The following is a 19,158-nucleotide window of genomic DNA, read 5'->3' on the forward strand; positions in this document are numbered from 1 at the left end:
TACCCGAATGCTGCGGCAATTCTGCCGGTTGTTGACATTGTTCCTCCGGGTATCTGACTTTATACCATTTGATAAAATGTTTGACTGTCCAGGGGCCTGGAAGCCCATGTTTTAAGGCCAGCTTCTTATAACCCAAATTAGTGGTAAGATATTCTCTTGCAACAGCAATTTTAAGACCGGCTTCATAAGTAGGCGTTTTGCCTGATTGTTTTGATATACTCATATTTGAAAATCAATTATACATACTTAGTACCTAAATATGTAAAGTGATTTCAGGACGAGACAAAAAGACATCTCGTATCCGGGGCTGAAACTTAACGTAACGTACGGCAACGATGAGGCAACAATACGGTAACAATTCAGCATTGGGGCGGAGCAACCCCGGAGCAACCCAGTGGCAACCCGGGGGCAAGGAGGGCGTATCTACGGGTGAAATAGGGATGAAATACGGGCGGGATACGGGGCCGATACAAGTGGGATACAGCAACTACAGGGCAATGATACGGGATTGATAGGGCACCGCATGGATGTCTCGGAAATGTTTCGCTTGTTTCTTTGTGTAAGCCTTCAACAACAAATAGCCATGCGCACCTCGCATAATAAAATTTCTAAAAAAGAAGCACGGAGATATTAAAAATTGATTTATATCAAATTATTTCAATGGGTTATAATCGATTTAGGTGATAATCATGGTGTTCACATATAAGTATAAACATTTATGAATGATTAGCTGAAATAATTTAGAAAAAGAGTCGTTTTTTTGTACGGCAAATCAAACGTACACCATGAAAACTTATTTCCATGTCATCATATCTGCAATCGTTCCTTTCCCCTCCGGTTATATCGATTTCAAAAAAATGTATGGCCTTTAACGGCAAAGTAGCTGTTTAGCCGGAAGCCTGTATCTGAATCTGTCTATCTCAGAAATCTAAAATAAAGACGTGTTGCCATTGTTTTTTGTGTTGTCAAAACAATGGAAGCCGTATGTTGCTCTGATGTGTAAATTATCTTGAACCTTAACCTACCTGTTATTAAGCAAACCTTGTGCACTTGTCCTATCAAAAAAAGAAAGAGCCCTGCTAATGCGGGGCTCTTTAATGTATATGTAATGCATATCTCATGTATATCTGCGGCAGGGTTACGGCATAGAAAAAGTAAGACAATAGCAAGGCAATAGTAAGGCAATAGTAAGAGTGGGATGGTCTAATCCTCTGTATTGTCTTCTTCTATTTTCTCATCTTCCACATTAGCCAAAATAGCCGGAGTTACCTTTTTCACCGGGTTGCGATGGCTTTCGATATAGCCGGCGCGGCGGTTAATGATATCGATACATTCATAAATGGCGGTTAAGAAAGATGAATGATCGGCTTTGTTTTTACCGGCGATATCAAAGGCGGTTCCATGATCGGGCGAAGTACGAACCACCGGCAAACCTGCTGTAAAATTCACCCCTTCGCCAATGGCCAGCGATTTAAAGGGAATCAGTCCCTGGTCGTGGTACATGGCCAGTACGGCATCGAATTTTTCGTAATGGCGGCGGGCAAAAAATCCATCGGCGCTGTAAGGGCCCATGGCCAGCATAAAATGGCGGGCATCTTTTATGGCCGGTTTTATTATTTCTTCTTCCTCGCGGCCGATAAGTCCCTCGTCGCCTGCGTGGGGGTTAAGCCCCAGTACAGCAACTTTGGGTTTATCGATACCAAAATCTTTTATCAGCGAATTATTAATGATGTTGAGCTTTGATAAAATATTTTCGCGGGTAACATAGCGGGCTGCCTCGCTTACAGGCACATGCTCACTTACCAAACCAACCCTGAACGAACCGGCCACCATCAGCATAGCAACATCCTGCACGCCAAAAACATGTTTCAGATAGGGCGTATGACCGGTATAATTGAACTCGGCGTTATGGGTATTTTTTTTATGAATAGGGGCCGTAACAAGGCCATGTATCTTGCCCTCTTTTAAGGCCTGTACCGCAGTGCTCAACGATTTAATGGCATAGCGGCCACCGATATCAGACAACTGGCCGGGCGTAATGCCTACTTCTTCTTCCCAGCAATTGAAAATATTGATCTGTTTGAAATTAACCCGGTTCAGTTCTTTTATACTCTGGTAAGCGAAATTGATGTCGGGCACCGATTTTCGGTAAAAATTGATCACCTTGTTCGATGCAAATATTACCGGGGTACATAATTCAAGCAGGCGGTGATCGTTCAGCGTTTTTATGATAAGCTCTGCGCCAATTCCGTTCAAATCGCCTATTGATATGCCTATAATGGGTTTTTGTTGTTGCACGTTCATTGTGAATATACTATTGAAGCGGCTAATTTACGATATAATGACCAGATAGGGTAAGTTGCTAAATTTTGAGATTTAGAGATTTATAGATTTCGGGATTTAAATCTCAAAATGGCTAAATCGCTAAATCAGAAATTTTTTTCCACATTTCAGGTGTAAGAAACCTTGCTTTATATACAGTTGACTTCTATTCAGATAAATAAAAAATTACATAAATCCCTCCCTCACAACATAAGCATTTATACTTATATAATTTCTGTTTAATTTCTAATTGCGTGCAGCAAAACTGATTACAAAAACATATTGCGTTTGATTCTTATAATATTTTTAATACATTTGTTCTAATCCGTAAAATCAACCTTATGAAAAGACTAATATTATTGTACCCTGTTTGCCTGCGCATATATGCAGGTAAAGCAGCATTGCCGGATAAGATCCCCATTTCCGGCGCCATTCCAATAAAAAATATATTTAATATCAATACGTGCAATAGTTGTTAATCTATTGTGTTATTTATATATATTCCGGTTTAAACCGGAGAGGTTAATGGTTTAGAACTTTTTTGTAAGAAATCCGTATTTATGAAAAAATGTTTACCCTTCCTGTTAATGGTAACTTCTGCCATTTGGGTGAAGGCACAGGTTATCACACCTACTATAGTGGGCAAGTTTGGGGTTGATGGCGAAACGCAGATGAACCTGTTCGGAAGCAGCAACAGTAATACGCCCTGTACCAGTTGTGACGACTGGTATTATAAATTCGTAGTCAGCGCCGGAGGCGGAAGTAGTTACTTCGTAATAGATACCACAGGAGCCGCCGCAATTGTTGCCGGATATGCAAATGCCGCCAACAGAAATATACCGTTTTACCGCAAACAGCATTACGCCGCCTATTACCAGCTCGATGAAAGAACATTCATCGATGCGGTTTTTGTGCGCGATTACCACGGTACTGACCAAACCATATACTCTACTGCCAATAAAAACGGCGACAGTCCGGCAGACTGGACGGGCGCCGAAGGATCGGTTCCTGATAAATGCGAAATCCTGGATTCATATATTCACTTAAGAAGAGATGGCCCCACCTATACCGCATCTGATGAATTGTGGATGTATGGAGGTTTGGCATTGGAGAATACAAACGGTGACCGGTACTTTGATTTCGAAATGTACCAGACAGATATTTTTTACACCCGTAGTACACATAAATTTACAGGGTACGGCCCCGATGCAGGCCATACATCCTGGAAGTTTGATGCAGCAGGAAATGTAACGCAGCCTGGTGATATTATTTTTTCAGCCGAATATAGCAGTTCCGCGCTTTCGGCAATTGTAGCCCGCATTTGGGTTGACACAGCTACCCTTAACAACATAACCCCTGCCACTTTTGATTGGGATGGAAACACTTTATACGGAGCCACTAATAATTCAAAGTATGGATATGCTGCCATTAAGCCACTAAATGGCGACGATTTTTATTATGGTACCGAAAACACTGCCAGTACATGGGCCGGTCCTTTTAAACTGGTACGTGCCGATAATTCTGTAGTTGCTAACTTTCAACCCGGCCAGTTCATGGAATTTGGCGTGAACCTTACCACATTGGGCCTCGATCCGGTAACGTTATTGGGTACAACAAGCTGTGGCATACCTTTCAGCAAGGTTTTAATAAAAACACGTGCCTCGGTTTCATTCGATGCAAATTTGAAAGACTTTATCGGACCTTTCGATTTCTTTATGCCCGATTCGGCACAGGCCGCTGCTGATGTTCCTGTTTTTTGCGGCAGCACCGGTGTGAGCAATATTAGCGTTACTAACGCATACCCTACATCGTCATATACCTGGACAACTCCCGACGGACATATTGTGGGCGCTACCAGCGGATCTTCGATCACGGTAGATCAGCCTGGTTCGTATATAGTAACACAGATTCTCGAAACCGGTTGTCCAACCTATGCAAAGGATACAGTACAGATTGCGTACAGTTCAACCTGTACGGTATTGGCCGATAACCAGGTTACCTTTAAAGGTTTGCTGAACAACCGATCGGTTGATTTAGACTGGACGGTTACCCGAAACCAGGAAATAAAAAGCTTTACCCTTGAAAGAAGTACCGATGGCCAGCATTTTACCCTGGCAGGTACAGTTGATTCGCATAACCCCCAAACCCAATATGGTGTATACGCAACTACCGATGATGTAAGCCATCTCACATCATCGTATGTATATTACCGGTTAAAAATTACCGGCGTTGATGGTCAGGTGCAGTATAGTAAAGTTGTGAAGGTTTCGCTGATGGCAAGCGGTATTTCGGAAGTAGCCTTGCTGCCCAATCCGGTTCGTGATGTATTAAAAATAAATTTTACAGCCAATGCCGGTAAAGATGTGCAGGTGTTTATTTACGATATTACAGGCCAGCTGATGAAAACATTGAATACGCATGTACAAAGAGGCTATTCAACCATTACCCTAAATGGTTTTCAGTCGTGGGCCAAAGGCGTATACGCCGTGAAAATAGTGTCGGGTAAAGACACTTTTGTTGACAGGATGGTGCTCACAAAATAACAGGTATATTCATATATACTACATAAGTGAATTTTCGTGTATGTATTGGTAAGTGTTTATTCGTGGTAAACACTTACCAATATTTTTTTATTTGTTACGTTATAGCATATACAATATCCAGCTATTTATGAAAAAACCGGTACTTGTTTTATTGGTTATTTCCATAATTAATTGTGGTGCCTGGTGCCAGACAATTAGTCCGCAGGTTGTTAATGTATGCGGCGGCAACTATACCCAGGGGTATTACAGCATCGACTGGAGTGTAGGCGAACTGGCGCTGATTGACCAGATGCAATCCCTGGATGGAAGTAGCATCATTACACATGGGTTGTTACAACCATACACCAATCATCCGGGCTCCATTACTTATACCACCACCATAAGGGATGAGGAACTTAAAATACTGCCCAACCCAACACGCAATATTCTCGAAATAGATTATCTCTCCCTTACCAGCGGACCTGTTATGTTTACCCTGTACGATGCAACAGGGCGCGCCCTGTATAAAAAGCAGCGTGCCAGCTATGGCTTTGGTTTTATTGAAAGAATTAACATGACGCTTTTTGCAGCGGGTACCTATATGCTTTATGTTACTGCCAATAGTTCCGATGCCGGCGCCTGGAAAAGGCAACGGGCTTATAAAATAATTAAACTGTAACCTGATTGAGAACCCCTATTCCTAAACCCAAGCTTTTATGAAACAAACTTTACTTCTGGTACTGAGCGGTTTTATAACCCTCGCCTCGTTAGGCCAGGTGCCTGGCCAGATTAACTACCAGGGTGTGGCGCGTAATGTGGTGGGCAATGTATTACCTAATCAAAACATTTCATTGCGATTAACCATTCACGATGGTGGCGCCTCAGGAACGATTGTTTACCAGGAAACCCGGAATATAAAAACGAACTTATTCGGTCTTTTTAATATAGCGATAGGAAGCGTTGGAGCCGATAATGTGCGGGGGTCGCTGAGCGCCGTTGACTGGGCTAACAGTCAGAAGTACCTGCAGGTTGAAATGGATCCTGCAGGCCGGAATGCTTTTGTTGATATGGGTACTGCGCAACTGTTAACCGTGCCTTATGCATTTTATGCAAGCGCCGCACGGCCGGCAGGAGCAGCCGGCGGAAGTCTTACCGGTACCTATCCCAACCCCTCACTGGCCGATGGTTCAGTAACAACAACTACCATTGCCGACGGATCTGTTACTGCTGCAAAACTGGCATCCGGCGTTATTCCAACAAGCATACCACCCGGCGGGCCGGCCGGAGGCGATTTAACCGGCACCTATCCCAATCCTTCGATCAATGCAGGTGCGGTTGGTAACAGCAAAATTGCAGATGGCGCTGTATCAACCAATAAACTGGCCGATGATATTATTACAACCAGTAAAATTGCCGATGCGGCGGTAACGGCCGCCAAACTGGCTCCGGGTGTAATTCCTGCCTCACTGCCTCCTAATGGTGCAGCAGGCGGTGATTTAAGCGGCACCTATCCAAACCCTGTTGTAGCCACTTCGGCTATTGATGGCAGTAAACTGGCCGATAATGCAGTTTCAACCAGTAAAGTTGTTGACAGTTCAATAACAGCAGCAAAGCTGGCGGCAGGTGTTATTCCTGCATCGCTCCCTCCCGGCGGAACGGCAGGCGGCGATTTAAGCGGTACCTATCCCAATCCCGCTGTAAATAAAATTCAGGGCGTAGCAGTTGGCACAACGGCGCCTGTAAGTGGACAGGTTTTAAAATATAACGGCACTCAATGGAATCCGGCTGCCGATAATAATTTTTCATTACCCTACACCGGTACCGGCACTTCGGCTTCCGGTTTATTTAATATTACCAATACGGGTACTGGCATGGCCATTTCGGGCATTAACAGTTCAACCAACCCTGGCGCCTGGGGTGTTGAAGGAAAAATTTCGGGCGCAGCGCCCGGCGATTCATCGGCGGGTGTAAAAGGCACCAATATGTCAAAAATAGCCTGGGGCTTTGGCGTATGGGGTTCGCATGCCGGCAACGGTCCCGGTGTGTTTGGAAGTTCATCGAATGGTCGTGGTGTTTATGGATACAGCAAAAACGGATCGGGCGTATACGGAAAAAGTAATGCCGGCAACTCGGCCCGGTTCGAGATCACGAATACAGCCAATTATTTTGATGCTTTATTATCCACCACCAACGGTGCGGGAAGTGCCATTTCAGGCATGAACACTGGTATTGGCCAGGGGGGCTGGGGAACGCTGGGAGTGGCCATGGACGCTTCGGCGATAGGAGTAATGGGTGTTAACTACGGTGGCGGCGAAGGAATACGCGGCAATTCATTCAGTAATATCTATGCAGCTGTTGTAGGCGAAAATGCCGGTTCCTACGGCGGTGTGGTAGGCGTTAATAAAAATACCGATAATACATTGAGCGGAGCTGGTGTGGTAGGCCGCATAGATGGTGTTAATACAGATGGTTACATCATGTATGGCGATGCAGTAGTGGGTGAAATGCTGGGCGATGCACAGGGTAACCTGGCCGTGTTCAGGGTAGATGGTGTAAATATGGCCCGTATCGATAAAACAGGTGTTGGTTATTTTAATGGCGGTACCGTTAACAGCGGCGCCGACGTGGCTGAATATTTTGATGTTGAAGGTAACCGCAACAGTTACGAACCCGGCGATGTGCTGGTTATTTCGCAAAACAGCGACCGTACGGTTGAAAAATCATCAGACCCTTACTCAACACTGGTGGCGGGTGTGTATGCCACCAAACCAGGCGTATTGCTTACCGAAAAAAATGGTGAGCATGATGATCTCACCGGCGGTGTGCCCATGGGCGTTATAGGCGTTATTCCTACAAAAGTTTGTATGCAGGGCGGCGCTATTAAAAGAGGCGATCTGATTGTAACATCTTCAATACCCGGTGTTGCCATGAAAGCCGAGGCTGGTAAAGTGCAGGTAGGGCAGGTGATCGGGAAAGCCCTGCAGGATTTTAATGGTACGGGCGTTGCTAAAATAAATGTGTTGGTAAGTGTAAAATAATAGTTACAGGTTACCAGTTGCCGGTTACCAGTTTCCGGGAACAGGAATCCGGTAACTGGTACCAGATTCAAACCCCAAATGAAAGATCATGTTCAACTATAAAAAACTACCCATATTACTACTAAGCCTGTTTCTGCTGTGTGCCCAGGTAAAGGCACAGGTAACAGGTAAGCAACCGCAACAGGCTGATCACGGTACACAGCGGGCAACGCCCGCCAAACGCGATTATGCTTCGGTTATAGCCGATTTTAGAAGAAGGTATCCCGACATACCTGTTCAGGCAAAGCCGGAATTAAAGGGTGGCGATAATCATACTAAACCCCATAACAATACATCGTATGAAGCAGTGCGGCAACAGCTGATACAGCGGTATCCCGAATTGCAGCAACAATTAACACAAAGGCCTGTAACAGCAGGTTCTGTTAAGGTTGAACCTCGTTCGTATGAATGGTGTGTAAAGAACCTGTTGCCGGGGATACAGGCTATGCAAAAAGCGGCACAGGAATAGGGTTGCCGGATCCCGGTTCCCGGATCCCGGTTGCCAGTTTCCGGGTATCAGGTAACTGGTAACCGGTAACTTCTTATTTTTGCAAGGTGTACACACTAAAAAAATCCCTGGGGCAGCATTTTCTGAAAGATGAGAATATTTGCCGCAATATTGTGAAAGCATTGCAGGAACGGCCGTTTCAGCGCTTACTCGAAGTAGGGCCGGGTGGCGGCGCGCTCACCAAATATTTGCTCCCCCTGCCCGATATCGATTTTAAATGTATTGAGCTCGACGAAGAAAAGGTAAACTGGTTACTGCAGCAATATCCCGCCATACAAACAAAAATCATTCACCAGGATTTTTTGGCAAGCAGCAAGCCGTACAACGATCCCTTTACCATCGTGGGTAACTTTCCGTATAATATATCTTCGCAAATATTATTTAAAGTGCTTGAGTGGAAGGATAGTGTTGAAACTGTGGTTGGCATGTTTCAGAAAGAAGTAGCACAGCGCGTTGCAGCCCGGGAAGGAAATAAAGTGTATGGCATATTGAGTGTGCTGGTGCAGGCATTTTTTGATGTGGAATATTTATTTGAAGTGCCCGAAAATGCATTTAATCCGCCGCCTAAAGTTAAGAGCGCCGTGATCAGGTTAACGCCTGCTCAACATGTACCCGACATGAAAAGCGAAAAACAGTTTTTTTTACTGGTGAAAACCGGCTTTAACCAGCGCCGTAAGATGCTGCGCAATGCCGTTAAAGGATTGTTTACCGCAGAAGAGCTGCAAAACAGCATCTTTGATAAACGCGCCGAACAATTAACCGTAAACGATTTCGCCCAACTTACTTTTAAAATGAAATAGGTGACCCACCATATTTAAGAGAATGAAGAAAGTTATTATTACCGCCAAAGTACATAACTGGCTTATTGAACAATTACAGAAAAAAGGATTTACCGTTGAATACGTTCCCGCTGTTACCTATGATGAATTGCTCGATACGATTCAGGAGGCAGAAGGGCTTATCGTTACAACTCGTATTAAAATTGATAAACCTCTGCTCGACCTGGCTGCGAATTTAAAATGGATCGCGCGCCTTGGCAGCGGTATGGAGCTTATTGATGTGCCCTATGCCGAAAGTAAAGGCATTAAATGTGTAAGCAGTCCCGAAGGCAACCGCAATGCAGTAGCCGAACATGCGCTGGGTATGTTGCTGAACCTGATGAATAAGATCAACAGCAGTATGCAGGAAGTTCGTGAGGGCAAATGGATACGCGATGCCAACCGGGGTATTGAACTAACCGGTAAAACGGTAGGTATCATTGGTTATGGTAATACCGGCAGCGCCTTTGCCAAATTACTTTCATCGTTCGATGTAACAGTGCTGGCCTGCGATAAATACAAATTTGGGTTTGCAAAAAATTATGTGCGGGAAGCCAACATTGAACAAATAGCCCGTTACGCCGATGTGATCAGTATGCATCTGCCGCTTACCGAAGAAACCTTTCATTATGCCAATGACCACTTTTTTAATGCACTGGAACGGGCGCCTTTCTTTTTAAATACTTCGCGTGGAAAAGTACAGGATACGGCTGCTATTATCAGGGCGCTTGAGCAGGGCAAAATTGGCGGGGCCGGACTCGATGTGCTGGAAAATGAAAAATTAAATACATATTCAGAACAGGAAAAAAAGGAGATCGACTGGTTGCTGAGCCAGCCTAATGTGGTAATTACGCCACATACTGCCGGCTACAGCCACGAAGCTTTTTATAAAATGGCCAGTGTGGTAATGGATAAATTGGGGCTGTAACCCCTGTCCATTGCTTGTCCACCATGGATTTAAAGTCCCTTAAATTGTTGTTAAACCCTGTATTTTCGGCAGGTAGGCAGGAATCTAAAAATTGGCTTAAAAAACAATCGGAGGGAAATTAAACATTCTGAAAAAAACTTTATTTTTGTTTTATACAGTAGTGCAACGCTTCAGCCCAGAGGCGTTGTTCTTTTTTTCTATTTATATAAGCTAATTATATCTGGTTTAAATAAGGAGGTTTTTATGACAAGTGTTTTATATATTACTAAGGAAACGCTGGAGCAAATGAAAGAGGAGCTGATTCGTATGCGTACGGTTGATCGTCCGGCTGCCGCCAGGGCTATTGCAGAAGCACGCGAAAAAGGCGACCTGAAAGAAAATGCAGAGTATGACGCTGCCAAAGAATCTCAGGGTATTCTGGAGGCTAAAATAAAAAAACTTGAAAGCGATATCGCCAGTGTTCGCATACTTGATACTGAAAACGTAGATACCAGCAAAGTATCTATTCTTACCAAAGTAACTATTACCAATCTTTCTAATAAGAAAAAAATTACCTACACCATCGTTTCTGAAAAAGAAGCCGATCTGAAACAGGGTAAAATTTCATTTACCTCCCCCATAGGCCAGGGACTCCTTGGCAAAGTAGTAGGCGATGTGGCAGAAGTACAGGTTCCTGCCGGATTGCTCAAATTCAGAATTGAAGAAATTACTGTTTAACAATCAGTTATCTCTAAAATCCCGACTTTTTTTATTGGCTTGACGAGTTGAAAGTTGGCGGGTTGACAGGTTAATTAGTTGATAGGTTAACAGGTTGATCGGTTAACAAGTTGATCAGTTGGCAGGTTGAATAGTTAACTTTAAAATGGGTTTAACCTGTAAACTTGTTAACTTATAAACTTTTCAACTAATCAACTTTTTAAATAAACGGTGATATGACCATTTTTTCCAAGATCATTGCCGGTGACATTCCGGCCTATAAGATTGCTGAAGATGAAAAATTCTTTGCCTTCCTCGATATTTTTCCGCTCGTAGAAGGCCATGTGCTGGTTGTTCCGAAAATTGAGGTTGATAAATTTTTTGATGTGCCGGATGATTACCTGGCCGATATGCTGTTGTTTGCCAAACCCATTGCCAAAGCCATTGAAAGATCATTTGATTGTAACCGTTGCGGTATGGCTGTAGTAGGGCTTGAAGTTCCGCATGCCCACCTGCACCTGGTGCCAATCAATGGCATCAATGATCTGAATTTTACACGGGCTAAACTGAAACCCACGCCCGAGCAGTTAAAAGCCGTTCAGGAAAAGATAAAGAAGAATTTGAAGGGCGGACCGAGGTAGGAAGTTGTAAGTAGGAAACCCGAAGTCAGATGCCGGAAAACTGGTAACGGGAAACAGGTAACCGGTATCTGGTAACCGGTTACTGCTAACCTGTATTTTACTTATAACTTAAAACTTATTACTTATGACTTATTACTTACTCTGCCAGGGTTCTTCGCAATAAAATCTCCCCATCCATTTAATTTTTTACCGGCGGTTTTCAGCAGTACCGAATCCTGAAAGTGATGGCATACTGCCACTGCCAGTGCATCCGAAGCATCGAGGTATTTTATATCGGTATTGTGGGTAATGGATAATATTCGTTGCAGCATTTGCCATACCTGTTCTTTACCCGCATTACCATTGCCGGTTATCGATTGCTTTACTTTTTTGGGAGAGTATTCAAATACTTCAACACCCGAATTCATGGCTGCGGCAATGGCTACCCCCTGGGCGCGCCCCAGTTTTAGCATACTTTGTACGTTTTTGCCAAAAAACGGAGCCTCGATGGCAAAGCTGTGCGGTTTGAACCGGGTGATCAGCTCGCTTACTTTCTGATGAATCATCTTTAGCCTTTCGTAATTGTCTTTTTTAGCATTCAGCTTCAACACACTCATTTCGAGCAGGGCTATCTGTTGCGATTTTATTACTATAATACCATAACCCATGAACAAAGTTCCGGGGTCGATGCCAAGAATTATTTTTGATGGTGTTTGCAATGAGCGGGTGGATTGGGTTATTTTGCGAACTTATTTTGGTGACGCTGAACAAAAATATCAAAATTCTTCTCAACTATGTGATTGGACCGCTGGTGTTTTGCCTGCTTTCATGGTCGATATACAGCCAATTATTGCGTCAGCATAACTGGCAGGCTTCGCTGAACCATACCTGGCGGGCATTGGCGGGTGGTGAAGCATGGAAACTGGTGGTTACTATTTTGCTGATGTTTGTAAACTGGGGGCTCGAGTCCCGTAAATGGCAGGTGGTTATTAAAAGAATCCAGTACCTGTCGTTTTTTCAATCATGTAAAGCCGTTTTTACCGGTACCACACTCGCTTTTTTTACGCCCAACCGCATAGGCGAATACATGGGCCGAATATTATATCTTGATGAAGGCAAACGAATAAAAGCAATTTCTCTTACTATTGTATGTAGTATGGGGCAGCTGCTGGTGACCTGGTGGGCAGGAATTGGCGGAATTTTATACCTGCAACATTATGGCGATAAAAATTTGCTTCATACGTTTGCCCCGCACATGGGACTTTGGATGAGTATGGTGCTTTATGCTACCGTAGTAGCGGCGGTAATTTTAACATTATTTTATTTTCGATTAGCAGGGCTGGTAAGATGGGTTGAAAAAATACCGCGGATCCAAAAACCGGTTGCTTATGTAAGGGTTTTAGATAATCTTAACGCAACCATCTTATTACGGATCCTGTCTTTATCAGTACTTCGATATTGTGTGTTTATAGGGCAATATTACCTGCTGTTTGATGTTTTTGAAGTGCATGTTACCGCTGCACAGGTTGCCGGCTCTGTAAGTGTTATTTTCCTGGTTTTATCAATTGTGCCAACTATAGCTGTGATTACCGAATTAGGCGTGCGATGGAAAATCGGCATTGAAGTGGTACAACTTTTTAATAGCAATATTACCGGCATACTGGCTACATCACTGGCAGTGTGGATGATTAATCTGGTAATACCTGCGTTGATCGGGAGTTTATTAATTTTAGGTATTAGGTTTTTTAACAATAGAAAATAAAACACCGGCCCCAACGTCAACCTTATTAAATGGATTAATTGAATAGCGTACATGAAAGTATACCGACCACTCGTATTCCTTTTGCTTATAGTTGTTAGTTTTCCGTTGAGAGCGGGAGACGGCTTTTGTGAGATCCGTAACACGGCCTTTTCAAATGGTGAAGAAATTACCCTGAAGGTATTTTATACAGTAGTAGGGGCTTATTTCGGCGCTGGCGAAGCTACGTTTAACACAACGATCGAAAAGCTGGCTGGTAAGCCCGTGTACCATATTACAGGCGAGGGAAAAACATACAGTTTTTACGATAACTTTTTTAAAGTACGTGACAAATATGAAACGTATATCGATACGGCTACCCTGCAGCCTTATCGTTTTATACGCAATGTATATGAGGGTGGGTATAAAAAATATGAGAATGTAACTTTTAATAAAAGCACCAACTCGGCTATTACCAACCAGGGTGTGTATAAAGTGCCTGAATGTGTACAGGACGTGTTAAGCGCGGTTTATTATTCCCGTAATATCGATTTTAATAAATATAAAACGGGCGATAAGATCATGTTTTCGATGTTTCTCGATAACGAGTTGTACGAAATGTACATCAGGTATCTTGGTAAAGAAACCATCAAAACAAAATACGGCAAGTTCAGAGCTTGCAAGTTTAAACCGCTGCTTATTAAGGGTACCATTTTCGAAGGCGGTGAAAAAATGACTGTTTGGGTAAGCGACGACCGCAACCATGTGCCAATTCGTATCGAAAGCCCTATTTCGGTAGGCAGCGTAAAAATCGATATGATCAGCTACCGAAATTTAAGGTATCCGCTTACTTCGTTGCTCAGTTTGTAAAAAAGGCAATAGGAGTAGTGAATAGGCAGTAGTGAATAGGCAACAAGGCATAAAGGCAATGAGGTATAAAAACCCTTTTACCATAAAAAATACATTTCTTTTTAAGCAACTACCTTCGTACTTCTGACTTCCGACTTCGGACCTCGGCTTCCTGCTTCAGGGCTTACAGATCCTGCAGATTAAACACCTCTTTCTGCCTCACACCACGATTGGTTTGCTGAAGCGAGCAACATTCGTTCACGGGATCATGCTCAAAAAATAAAATATAATTGTTTTCAACAGCCTCCGTTAAAAATTCCTTTTTTTCCAGCAGGGTGGTAAGTGGAAACATGTCGTAAGCCATTACATACGGTATGGGCAAATGGGCTACTGCCGGTATCAGATCGGCTGCATATACAATGGTATTACCTTTATAACTGATCTGCGGCAGCATCATGGCTTCGGTATGGCCATAGGCAAAGCGTACAGTCATGGTATCTGAAAAAGCTACGCCGTCGGTAGGTTCAACAAATTTCAGTTGTCCGCTTTGTTCTATCGGTAAAATATTTTCTTTCAAAAAAGATGCTTTTTCGCGGTCATTGGGTTCGGTAGCTGCCTGCCAGTGACGCAGGTTGCTCCAGTAGGTGGCATTTTTAAAAGCAGGCACCAGTTTATCGCCTTCGCGAACGATACTGCCGCCGCAATGATCAAAATGCAAATGGGTAAGAAATACATCGGTAATGTCACTGGCGTGAAAGCCATATTGTGCCAATGACTTGTTTAATGAATCATCGCCATTGAGGTAATAATGACTGAAGAATTTATCATCCTGTTTATCACCCAGGCCATTATCGATTAATATCAGCCGGTTTTCTTCCTGTATCAATAAACTGCGCATAGCCCAGTTGCACAAATTATTTTCATCGGAAGGGTTTAGTTTATTCCAGATTGTTTTGGGCACAACGCCAAACATAGCTCCGCCATCTAATTTAAAATAACCGGTGTTTATGGAATACAGTTGCATGTTCTGAGTTCTTAGTTCTGTGTTCTTAGTTTTGAGTTCTTAGTTCGGCAAACGGCAAAAGTTACTGAAAGTTTAAAGTTGCTTTTTGCCTTTATTTAGGTTATTAGTTTAATCAGGTTGTTTCCTATTCACCATTGACCATTGACCATTCACCATTCACGACCTTGCTTCTTTCATCATTGCCCGCAAAGTCCAGGCCAGCCATACAAATCCGATCATGAAAAATACCATTAAGGCCAGAACCGAATTGCGCATGCCGCCGTGCTTTATGGTCAGCTCCTCAATAAATGCAAATGTAAACATTCCCAAAACAAGCGCTAATTTTTCGGTTACATCATAAAAGCTGAAGAACGAGGCGGTGTCTTTTGTTTCGGGCATCAGGTTGCTGTAGGTTGAACGGCTGAGCGATTGAATACCCCCCATAACCAGTCCTACAACAGCTCCTACAAAATAGAATTGTACATCTGTATGGGTAAAATAAGCAGCGACGCAAACGCCTATCCAAACCAGTACACAGCCCATAAGCGTTTGTATGTTACCATACCGTTCACTCAGCCGGCTTATTAAAATGGCGCCGGGTATGGCTACCAGTTGTATGATCATAATGGTAATGATCAGCTTATCGGTAGGCAGGTGCAGTTCCTTGGCGCCGAACTGGGTAGCTGCCAGAAAAACGGTTTGAATACCGGCGCTGTACCAGAAAAACGAAAGCAGAAACCGTTTTAAAACGGGCCTGTGTTTTACCTGGCTCCATACTTTTTTTAATTCAAGGAAGCCATTGCTGAAAACATTTTTTCGTTCATGCCTTTCTTTTATACTGCTGATGGGAAGATAACGGAATGGCACCTGGGCAAAGCCAACCCACCATATGCCTACCAGTACAAACGATACACGGGCGGGCATATAGTCTTTATCATAGGTGGTATGAAAACCGAATTTTTCAGGAAAGAACACCACAATAAAACACAATATCTGCAAAATAACACTGCCTATATAACCCCAGGTATAACCGCGTGCGCTGATGCGATCGCGCAGGTGCTCAGGCACCAGGTCGGGCAGGTAACTGTTATAAAATACCAGGCTGCCCCAAAAGCCGATGCACGAAAATACCATACAGGCTATACCGATATTTAAACTGGTTGATGTAAGTCCTGCAGCTTTTCCCGCAACCTGTTCGGGTGCAAAAAAATACAGCAATGCGCAGGCTATGGACCCCATGGTGCAAAAGAAACGCATGAAGTTCTTCTTATTGCCCCGGTAGTCGGCGATTGAAGTAAGAATGGGCGAAATAAAAGCAACTACAATAAATGCAGTGCCCAGGGCATAATTATATAAAGCGGTATTTACAAATTTGCGGCCCAGAAAGGTTACTTCATTATTCGGCGTTTGGTTTTTGGTAATTGCCTCATAATAGGCCGGAAAAATGGTAGAGGTTATAACCAGGTTATATGCCGAATTGGCCCAGTCGTACAAGCACCAGGCATTGATTACTTTGCGTGAAGTTAATTTCATGGTGGATTGTAGGTTACTTGTTGAGGGTTATAAATTGCAGGGGTACAGGTTACAGGTTGCAGGTTTCAGGTTTCATAATTCATGTTACGCATTACAGCTTGCAGGGCGGCCTTGTAACCTGTAACCTGCAACTTGTAACGGTATTTATTTTCCAATTACGCCGGTTGCAAACAAAATGATCAGGGTTATGCCTACTATAATACGGTACCAGCCAAACAAACGAAACCCATGCTTCTGTAAAAAGCCAATAAAAAACCTGATGGCGATGATAGCAACAATAAATGCAATGCCGCTTCCCAGCAGCAGCGTATTCAGGTTGCCGGTATTTAACACCTCAGGTTTATCTTTATACATATCATACAGGCTTTTTACCGTAGCAGCCAGCATGGTAGGCACAGCAAGAAAAAAAGAAAATTCGGCGGCCAGCCGGCGGGTTAATTTCTGTTGCATACCACCGATAATGGTGGCGGCGCTGCGGCTTAATCCGGGAAAAACGATCGACAATACCTGGTACAAACCAATGGTGAATGCGGTTTTGTTGGTAATATTTTCTTCCTTATCAATTAATGGTTTTTGAAACCACTTATCTACAAACAACAAAACAACGCCTCCCAGTAACATAATAACGGCAATAATCATTGGCTTCTCCAACATGGCATCGATGTGTTTTTTAAAAAGGGCGCCAAATGCCAGCGCAGGAATAATGGCTATGATAAGCTTTATATAAAATGAGATCTTTTTAAAATCGAAAAACTTGCGCCAGTACAATACAACTACCGATAAAATAGCCCCGAACTGAATAACTATTTCAAACAGTTTGGCAAAATCGCCTTGATCGCCCATGATGGCCGATGCAATGGCCATATGTCCGGTTGAAGAAATAGGTAAAAATTCAGTAAGTCCTTCAATGATGGCGATGATGATAGCGTGCAGGGTGCTCATTTGGTTGATCAGTTAAGTTGACAAGTTGATAGGTTGCCTGGTTAATAAGTTGACATGTTAACAGGTTGATAAGTTTATTAAAACAAAGAAAGCGATACTGTGCAGGCATCGCTTGTATTAACTAATAAACTTTTCAACTGATCAACTAATCAACTATTCTTCGGTTTCTTAAAAATGGCATACACTTCAATGCCCAGTCCCAGCAAAATAAGAATAGGTGCAATGGTTATACGGCGAACGCTGTACACTTCATTTTCTTTGAACATATTGGGATCGTCGCTTTTACCGCCCGACATTAAAACAATTCCAATCAAAACAAGTACTATACCGGCAATCATCCAGATATAGTTGTCTTTCGTAAACAGGCTGGCGGTAGTAGCGGGTTGTTTTTTTTGTTCCTTCATGGGACCAATTTATTAGGTGCGCAATATAACTTGAAATATCGAATGTCGAATATCGAATTTTGAATTTCGAAGCTCGACATTCAATATTCGATATTCAATATTAATAGAGTTCGTCGAGCTTCATTTTCAGGTATTTCACCACGCTGCGGTACGTGCTGAACAAAGTAATACTGATGCCCAGTAATATCAAAAAGCCAAACAGGATCACCACTTTGCTGTTATCGCGCAGGTCGCGCAGATAAGGAAGAAAATATTCCGACAGCAGCATCAATCCGTAAATAAGGCTGATAGATATCAGGGCGGCGATCAATCCGTTTAAAACGGCCCGCATATTCAATGGCCGGGCTATAAACCCACGGGTGGCGCCTACCATTTGCATGGTTTTTATCAAAAAACGGTTGCTGTACATGGCCAGGCGTATAGTATTATCAATAAGTACAATAGATAATATACAGAACAGGGCGGCCAGGGAGGCAAATACGATGAGCCCCGCACGCACCGATGATCCCATTTTTTCAACCACAAAAGCCGGATACTTAACGCTTTCTATTACCAGCTGCCTTTGCTCAAGGTCGGCCTTGATAGCTGCGATCGTATCTTTTTGCACATACATGTTCTTCAGATTGAAGTCGATGGAGGCCGGCAGCGGGTTTTCTTCAAGCAGCTCCTGAAAATCGGTTTCGCCTTTGTCCATCCATTGCTTTTTGGCGGTTTCCTTGTCGATGTATTCTACTGATTTGGTATAGGGGCGCGACTTTATGTACTGCATCAGGGAATCTACGTCGGTCTGCGTTACACTTCGGCGCAGGTATACCTGGATCTTGATATCTTCTTTCAGTTCCTCGGTATAGCGGCTTGCATTAAGTAACAGCCACCCAAAAACGCCTACAAAAAATAGCACGATGGTAACCCCTAAAATGGCCATAAAGTAAGAGGGTTTGGAACGCTTTGCTGATGCTTTTCCGAATTGCGCCATGTAATTTTAGTTTTTGAAGGGATGATAATACACCAAAGAGCGGCAAAAATAACGGTTTTATCCCGGTTAAACGGTTGAAATCCGTATTTTTGACATCCTCCTAAACGATGGAAATGTCCTGAAAATTTCAAAAGTGAATTACTTTTAACGTTTCCTCAACGTTTGATAGTCAATTCAATGTGAAAATGAGCAAAATATGTTCCGCAAATGCGGGATGCAAAT

Annotated in this window: 19 protein-coding genes; 11 read left to right on the plus strand and 8 right to left on the minus strand. The window is 43.2% G+C overall.

The features are described 5' to 3' along the window. Together AC59IL_RS18185 and pdxA are read right to left on the minus strand one after the other, a co-directional pair. On the minus strand, positions 1 to 223 hold a 223-nt coding region (locus AC59IL_RS18185), incomplete at its 3' end, for a hypothetical protein (protein WP_496553601.1). Between the two features lie 980 nt (positions 224 to 1,203). Continuing rightward, positions 1,204 to 2,304 (minus strand): 4-hydroxythreonine-4-phosphate dehydrogenase PdxA, encoded by a 1,101-nt coding sequence (pdxA, locus tag AC59IL_RS18190; protein WP_496553602.1) that lies wholly within the window; start codon positions 2,302 to 2,304, stop codon positions 1,204 to 1,206. Between the two features lie 359 nt (positions 2,305 to 2,663). Between pdxA and AC59IL_RS18195 the strand changes: the two genes are divergently transcribed. From AC59IL_RS18195 to AC59IL_RS18235, 9 genes are all read left to right on the plus strand, one after another. Beyond that, positions 2,664 to 2,801, plus strand: coding sequence for a hypothetical protein (locus tag AC59IL_RS18195; RefSeq protein WP_496553603.1), 138 nt, complete (start codon positions 2,664 to 2,666; stop codon positions 2,799 to 2,801). 81 nt (positions 2,802 to 2,882) lie between these two features. Further along, complete coding sequence (locus AC59IL_RS18200; protein WP_496553604.1) at positions 2,883 to 4,865, plus strand: T9SS type A sorting domain-containing protein; 1,983 nt, start codon at positions 2,883 to 2,885, stop codon at positions 4,863 to 4,865. A gap of 127 nt (positions 4,866 to 4,992) precedes the next feature. After that, complete coding sequence (locus AC59IL_RS18205) at positions 4,993 to 5,523, plus strand: T9SS type A sorting domain-containing protein (protein ID WP_496553605.1); 531 nt, start codon at positions 4,993 to 4,995, stop codon at positions 5,521 to 5,523. 37 nt (positions 5,524 to 5,560) lie between these two features. Beyond that, a complete protein-coding gene (locus AC59IL_RS18210) occupies positions 5,561 to 7,882 on the plus strand; it encodes a DUF8740 domain-containing protein (RefSeq protein ID WP_496553606.1) in 2,322 nt (773 codons plus the stop codon). An 88-nt stretch (positions 7,883 to 7,970) separates the two neighbouring features. Beyond that, positions 7,971 to 8,390 carry a hypothetical protein gene (locus AC59IL_RS18215; protein ID WP_496553607.1) on the plus strand — a complete coding sequence of 140 codons (420 nt, stop codon included), beginning with the start codon at positions 7,971 to 7,973 and terminating at the stop codon, positions 8,388 to 8,390. 86 nt (positions 8,391 to 8,476) lie between these two features. Then, positions 8,477 to 9,229, plus strand: a complete 753-nt coding sequence (rsmA, locus tag AC59IL_RS18220; protein WP_496553608.1) for a 16S rRNA (adenine(1518)-N(6)/adenine(1519)-N(6))-dimethyltransferase RsmA — start codon at positions 8,477 to 8,479, stop codon at positions 9,227 to 9,229. 22 nt (positions 9,230 to 9,251) lie between these two features. Then, positions 9,252 to 10,175, plus strand: coding sequence for an NAD(P)-dependent oxidoreductase (locus tag AC59IL_RS18225; RefSeq protein ID WP_496553609.1), 924 nt, complete (start codon positions 9,252 to 9,254; stop codon positions 10,173 to 10,175). A 243-nt stretch (positions 10,176 to 10,418) separates the two neighbouring features. Further along, the gene (gene greA, locus AC59IL_RS18230; RefSeq protein WP_496553610.1) at positions 10,419 to 10,892 is read left to right on the plus strand and encodes a transcription elongation factor GreA; all 474 of its coding nucleotides are present in this window, start codon (positions 10,419 to 10,421) and stop codon (positions 10,890 to 10,892) included. 215 nt (positions 10,893 to 11,107) lie between these two features. Continuing rightward, on the plus strand, positions 11,108 to 11,512 hold the full coding sequence (locus AC59IL_RS18235; RefSeq protein WP_496553611.1) for an HIT family protein: 405 nt from the start codon (positions 11,108 to 11,110) through the stop codon (positions 11,510 to 11,512). 122 nt (positions 11,513 to 11,634) lie between these two features. On the opposite strand, the gene ruvC is transcribed toward AC59IL_RS18235, so the two are convergent. Continuing rightward, entirely contained in the window at positions 11,635 to 12,210 is a 576-nt protein-coding gene (ruvC, locus tag AC59IL_RS18240; protein WP_496553612.1) for a crossover junction endodeoxyribonuclease RuvC, read from the minus strand. A gap of 77 nt (positions 12,211 to 12,287) precedes the next feature. Here ruvC and AC59IL_RS18245 point away from each other — a divergent pair, with 77 nt between their 5' ends. Together AC59IL_RS18245 and AC59IL_RS18250 are read left to right on the plus strand one after the other, a co-directional pair. Then, positions 12,288 to 13,253, plus strand: coding sequence for a lysylphosphatidylglycerol synthase domain-containing protein (locus tag AC59IL_RS18245; protein ID WP_496553613.1), 966 nt, complete (start codon positions 12,288 to 12,290; stop codon positions 13,251 to 13,253). Positions 13,254 to 13,304: 51 nt separating this feature from the next. Then, on the plus strand, positions 13,305 to 14,099 hold the full coding sequence (locus tag AC59IL_RS18250) for a DUF3108 domain-containing protein (protein ID WP_496553614.1): 795 nt from the start codon (positions 13,305 to 13,307) through the stop codon (positions 14,097 to 14,099). Between the two features lie 163 nt (positions 14,100 to 14,262). Here the strand turns inward: AC59IL_RS18250 and AC59IL_RS18255 are convergent, their stop codons facing one another. From AC59IL_RS18255 to AC59IL_RS18275, 5 genes are all read right to left on the minus strand, one after another. Then, positions 14,263 to 15,102, minus strand: a complete 840-nt coding sequence (locus AC59IL_RS18255) for an MBL fold metallo-hydrolase (protein WP_496553615.1) — start codon at positions 15,100 to 15,102, stop codon at positions 14,263 to 14,265. Positions 15,103 to 15,258: 156 nt separating this feature from the next. After that, entirely contained in the window at positions 15,259 to 16,614 is a 1,356-nt protein-coding gene (locus AC59IL_RS18260; RefSeq protein WP_496553616.1) for an MFS transporter, read from the minus strand. A gap of 144 nt (positions 16,615 to 16,758) precedes the next feature. Further along, a complete protein-coding gene (locus AC59IL_RS18265) occupies positions 16,759 to 17,556 on the minus strand; it encodes an undecaprenyl-diphosphate phosphatase (protein ID WP_496553617.1) in 798 nt (265 codons plus the stop codon). Positions 17,557 to 17,705: 149 nt separating this feature from the next. Further along, positions 17,706 to 17,960: a DUF3098 domain-containing protein gene (locus AC59IL_RS18270; RefSeq protein ID WP_496553618.1), complete on the minus strand. Its 255-nt coding sequence runs from the start codon at positions 17,958 to 17,960 to the stop codon at positions 17,706 to 17,708. 100 nt (positions 17,961 to 18,060) lie between these two features. Continuing rightward, positions 18,061 to 18,936: a cell division protein FtsX gene (locus AC59IL_RS18275; protein ID WP_496553619.1), complete on the minus strand. Its 876-nt coding sequence runs from the start codon at positions 18,934 to 18,936 to the stop codon at positions 18,061 to 18,063. Positions 18,937 to 19,158 lie beyond the last annotated feature (222 nt).

This window comes from Niastella sp. sgz303648 (assembly GCF_059587045.1).

What these genes read in the sequence shown, in the direction of transcription:
- pdxA (WP_496553602.1), bottom strand. Translation starts at nt 2,304, where the DNA reads ATGAACGTGCAACAACAAAAACCCATTATAGGCATATCAATAGGCGAT.
- AC59IL_RS18195 (WP_496553603.1), top strand. Translation starts at nt 2,664, where the DNA reads ATGAAAAGACTAATATTATTGTACCCTGTTTGCCTGCGCATATATGCA.
- AC59IL_RS18200 (WP_496553604.1), top strand. Translation starts at nt 2,883, where the DNA reads ATGAAAAAATGTTTACCCTTCCTGTTAATGGTAACTTCTGCCATTTGG.
- AC59IL_RS18205 (WP_496553605.1), top strand. Translation starts at nt 4,993, where the DNA reads ATGAAAAAACCGGTACTTGTTTTATTGGTTATTTCCATAATTAATTGT.
- AC59IL_RS18210 (WP_496553606.1), top strand. Translation starts at nt 5,561, where the DNA reads ATGAAACAAACTTTACTTCTGGTACTGAGCGGTTTTATAACCCTCGCC.
- AC59IL_RS18215 (WP_496553607.1), top strand. Translation starts at nt 7,971, where the DNA reads ATGTTCAACTATAAAAAACTACCCATATTACTACTAAGCCTGTTTCTG.
- AC59IL_RS18225 (WP_496553609.1), top strand. Translation starts at nt 9,252, where the DNA reads ATGAAGAAAGTTATTATTACCGCCAAAGTACATAACTGGCTTATTGAA.
- greA (WP_496553610.1), top strand. Translation starts at nt 10,419, where the DNA reads ATGACAAGTGTTTTATATATTACTAAGGAAACGCTGGAGCAAATGAAA.
- AC59IL_RS18235 (WP_496553611.1), top strand. Translation starts at nt 11,108, where the DNA reads ATGACCATTTTTTCCAAGATCATTGCCGGTGACATTCCGGCCTATAAG.
- AC59IL_RS18250 (WP_496553614.1), top strand. Translation starts at nt 13,305, where the DNA reads ATGAAAGTATACCGACCACTCGTATTCCTTTTGCTTATAGTTGTTAGT.
- AC59IL_RS18255 (WP_496553615.1), bottom strand. Translation starts at nt 15,102, where the DNA reads ATGCAACTGTATTCCATAAACACCGGTTATTTTAAATTAGATGGCGGA.
- AC59IL_RS18260 (WP_496553616.1), bottom strand. Translation starts at nt 16,614, where the DNA reads ATGAAATTAACTTCACGCAAAGTAATCAATGCCTGGTGCTTGTACGAC.
- AC59IL_RS18265 (WP_496553617.1), bottom strand. Translation starts at nt 17,556, where the DNA reads ATGAGCACCCTGCACGCTATCATCATCGCCATCATTGAAGGACTTACT.
- AC59IL_RS18270 (WP_496553618.1), bottom strand. Translation starts at nt 17,960, where the DNA reads ATGAAGGAACAAAAAAAACAACCCGCTACTACCGCCAGCCTGTTTACG.
- AC59IL_RS18275 (WP_496553619.1), bottom strand. Translation starts at nt 18,936, where the DNA reads ATGGCGCAATTCGGAAAAGCATCAGCAAAGCGTTCCAAACCCTCTTAC.